The organism is Kineococcus glutinatus (assembly GCF_039542765.1).
GTDB lineage: Bacteria > Actinomycetota > Actinomycetes > Actinomycetales > Kineococcaceae > Kineococcus_A > Kineococcus_A glutinatus.
On sequence record NZ_BAABIL010000302.1, the window covers coordinates 1 to 2,848 of the forward strand.

The window sequence follows — 2,848 nt, forward strand, 5'->3', positions numbered from 1 at the left end:
CCCCGGCGGCGCGGGTGGTGCGGTTCGTGCGGGTGGTCCTGCTCGTGCGGGTGGTCCTCACGGGGGCCTCCTCGTCGGTCGCGGTGCGCCGGGTGGCGGTGCGCTGCACCTGGCCTGCGGCGCTCCGGGCGGTGGCGCGGCCGGACCGGGCTGCTCCCGGGCCGGCCGGACCGGTCTGGCACGACGATGCCCCGCCCGCTCCCGGCTGAAACCACGTGAGCCGCGGCCCGCAGGCGCCGGTACCGCGCGCGGCCCGGTACCGCGCGCGGTACCGGGCCGCGGAGCTGCAGGATGTCGGCGGTGGCGCCGGCGGTGGCGCCGGCGGCGGACGGGGGGATCGCGGTGGCGGGGCTGCGCGTGACGGCACGCATCCAGCTGCCCGAGGAGGAGCTGCGCGAGCGATTCTCCCGGGCCGGCGGCCCCGGCGGGCAGGGCGTCAACACCACCGACTCCAGGGTGGAGCTGTCCTTCGACGTGGCCCGTTCCGCGGCGCTGGGGGAGACGGCCCGCACCCGGGCCCTGGAGCGGCTGGCCGGGCGCCTCGTGGACGGGGTGCTCACGGTCGTCGCCTCCGAACACCGCGCCCAGCTGCGCAACCGGGAGGCGGCCCGGCAGCGGCTGGCGGCCGTGCTGGCCGAGGCTGTGGCCCCACCGCCGCCCCCCAGGCGCGCCACCCGCCCCACCCGCGGGTCGCAGCGGCGCCGGCTGGCGGGCAAGCGCCAGCGCGGTGAGGTCAAGCGGCTGCGGCGCTCGACGGACGACTGAGGCCCGCCGGCGCCGGCCGCTCTCCCGTGCCGACCGCTCACCCGTGCCGGCCGCTCCCCCGCGCCGGGCTGCGGGCGCAGGTGCGGGCGGCGATGATCGGGAGCCGGAGCGCTCGGCCGGGGCGCGGAGCGGGAGGGGCCGGCGGTGGCGCTGCGCATCGAGGACTACGGCGTGCTGGGCGACCTGCAGACCGCCGCCCTGGTGGGGCGGGACGGCTCGATCGACTGGCTGTGCCTGCCGAGGTTCGACTCCCCCGCCTGCTTCGCCGCGCTGCTGGGCGACGAGCGCCACGGCATGTGGCGGCTGGCACCGGCGGCCGGCGGTCTCGCGGCGCGGCGCCGCTACCGCGGGGACTCCCTGGTGCTGGAGACGGAGTGGGACACCCCCGGGGGCACCGTCCGGGTGATCGACTTCATGCCGCACCGCGGCGAGTCGCCCGACGTCGTCCGCATCGTGGAGGGCGTCAGCGGGCGGGTGGCGATGCACGGCGAGCTGCGGCTGCGCCTGGACTACGGCTCCGTCGTGCCGTGGGTGCGCCGCGTCGACGGGGACCTGGCGGCGGTCGCGGGGCCGGACGCGCTGTGGCTGGCCACCCCGGTCCCGCTGGAGGGGCGCGACTTCGCGACGGTGGCCGACTTCACCGTCGCGGCGGGCGAGCGGGTGCCCTTCGTGCTCACGCACTCCCCCTCCCACCTGCCCCGCCCGGAGCCGGTGGACGCCGAGCGGGCGCTGGCCGAGACGGAGGCGATGTGGGCGGGGTGGATGTCCGGGCTCGACTTCTCCTGCGGGAACGAGCGCTGGCACGAGGCGGTGCGCCGCTCCCTGGTCGTGCTCAAGGGCCTCACGTACGAACCCACCGGCGGCATCCTCGCCGCGGCGACCACGTCGCTGCCCGAGCAGCTGGGCGGCTCGCGCAACTGGGACTACCGCTACTGCTGGCTGCGCGATGCGACGTTCACGCTGCAGGCCCTGCTGGGCACCGGCTTCGTGGCGGAGGCCGCGGCGTGGCGGGAGTGGCTGCTGCGGGCGGTGGCCGGCGACCCGGCGGAGCTGCAGATCATGTACGGCATCGACGGCACCCGCCGGTTGCCGGAGGCCGAGCTGGGCTGGCTGCCCGGCTACGAGGGCGCCTCCCCGGTGCGGGTGGGCAACCTGGCCGCGGGGCAGTTCCAGCTCGACGTGTGGGGGGAGGTGCTGGACGGCCTGCACCTGTCGCGCAGCGCGGGCATCGACGCCGGCGAGCCGGCGTGGCGCCTGCAGCGGGCCCTGCTGGACTTCCTGGAGGGGGCCTGGCGCGAGCCGGACTCCAGCCTGTGGGAGGTCCGGGGCGATCCCCGGCACTTCGTGCACTCCAAGGTCATGGCCTGGGCGGGGCTGGACCGCGCCGTGCAGGCGGTGGAGCGCTTCGGCCTCGACGGGCCGGTGGAGCGGTGGAAGCGGGTGCGGGAGGAGATCCACGCGGACGTGTGCCGGCACGGCTTCGACGCCGGGCGGGGCACCTTCACGCAGCACTACGGCTCGGCGGGCCTGGACGCGGCGCTGCTGCTCATCCCGCAGGTGGGGTTCCTGCCGTTCGACGACCCGCGGGTCGTGGGCACGGTGCGGGCGGTGCAGCGGGAGCTGTGCGAGGACGGGCTGCTGCTGCGCTACCGCACCGAGGACGGGGTGGACGGCCTGCCGGGGGACGAGGGGGCCTTCCTGGCCTGCACGTTCTGGTTGGCCGACGCCCTGCTCGGCATCGGTGAGACCGCCGAGGCGGTGGGGCTGTTCGAGCGGCTGCTGGACCTGCGCAACGACCTGGGGTTGCTGGCGGAGGAGTACGACGTGCGCCACGGCCGGCAGGTGGGCAACACGCCGCAGGCGTTCAGCCACGTCGGGCTGGTCAACACCGCCCGCCACCTCGCGGGCACCCACCCGGCGGACCTGGAGCCGCGCCGGCGCAGCGCCGAGCGGGGGGTGGGCGGCCGGCGGGCGTGAGGGGCGCCGGGCTCAGGGGCAGGTGGGGGCGCCGGCGGGGTCGGGCACCACGCGCTCGGGCCCGACGAGGACGAGGCGCTGCGGCGCGGCCTCGTGCAGCCGGGCG

Annotated in this window: 3 protein-coding genes; all 3 read left to right on the forward strand. The window is 77.7% G+C overall.

Annotated elements, in window-relative coordinates; all coding sequences use genetic code 11:
• Window positions 1-209: hypothetical protein (locus tag ABEB16_RS11820; RefSeq protein WP_345712448.1), on the forward strand; the 209-nt coding region annotated here is incomplete at its 5' end.
• An 82-nt stretch (window positions 210-291) separates the two neighbouring features.
• Complete coding sequence (gene arfB, locus ABEB16_RS11825; RefSeq protein WP_345712449.1) at window positions 292-765, forward strand: alternative ribosome rescue aminoacyl-tRNA hydrolase ArfB; 474 nt, start codon at window positions 292-294, stop codon at window positions 763-765.
• 144 nt (window positions 766-909) lie between these two features.
• Window positions 910-2,742, forward strand: coding sequence for a glycoside hydrolase family 15 protein (locus ABEB16_RS11830; protein ID WP_345712450.1), 1,833 nt, complete (start codon window positions 910-912; stop codon window positions 2,740-2,742).
• Window positions 2,743-2,848: the final 106 nt, after the last annotated feature.